Source organism: Maribrevibacterium harenarium, from assembly GCF_006385675.1.
Lineage (GTDB): Bacteria > Pseudomonadota > Gammaproteobacteria > Pseudomonadales > Marinomonadaceae > Marinomonas > Marinomonas harenarium.
This window is the reverse complement of sequence record NZ_VFRR01000126.1, coordinates 1-779: the sequence shown is the minus strand read 5'-3', so window position 1 is coordinate 779 and position 779 is coordinate 1. Positions and strand designations below refer to the sequence as shown.

2 tRNA genes are annotated in these 779 nt (G+C 43.6%); both read right to left on the bottom strand.

The features are described 5' to 3' along the window. Positions 1-438 precede the first annotated feature (438 nt). Positions 439-514 (bottom strand) — tRNA-Ala (locus tag FJM67_RS17395). A gap of 32 nt (positions 515-546) precedes the next feature. Continuing rightward, positions 547-623 (bottom strand) — tRNA-Ile (locus FJM67_RS17390). Positions 624-779 lie beyond the last annotated feature (156 nt).

Genomic DNA, 779 nt, shown 5'->3' with positions numbered 1-779 from the left:
TTTCGCAGATTACCACGTCCTTCATCGCCTCTGACTGCCAAGGCATCCACCGTGCACGCTTGGTCACTTGACCATATAACCCAAAATAGTTTTTCACTTTTTAAGATTGATTCAAGATCAACTTAATCAGTGGCTACTTTGAACTACATACCAACGCTGCTTTTGTTCAGCACTGGATTTACGATAATAGATTGTCATTTATTGGATCAGAAGGAATTAAGATCCAACAAACGCAACCCACCGGTTTGACGCTTGATTATCGTCTATTTCAAAATGTCATATTGTTAAAGAGCAAGTTTAGTGCAAAGCACTAAGTCAGAGACTAGGAAGCATCAGTCGTTATCGAATAAGAAGAAAAGAATCATTCTCTCGATCAACTGTCCAAGCATCTTGCTTAAGGCTTTGTGTGTTGTTTTGATTTCTCACCACTTTGAGAAGTGGTGGAGCCATGCGGGATCGAACCGCAGACCTCCTGCGTGCAAAGCAGGCGCTCTCCCAGCTGAGCTATGGCCCCATATTTTGTTTTACACCAATTCTTTGCAGAATTGGTGGGTCTGGGCCGATTTGAACGGCCGACCTCACCCTTATCAGGGGTGCGCTCTAACCAACTGAGCTACAGACCCAAACATATGTCTGTATCTAAATGTTTCAAATCGATTCAGACAACAACACTCTAAACTACAGATATCAGATAATTTGTGTGAACGCTCACCAGAGCTTCTTATCGTTTAAGGAGGTGATCCAGCCCCAGGTTCCCCTAGGGCTACCTTGTTACGACT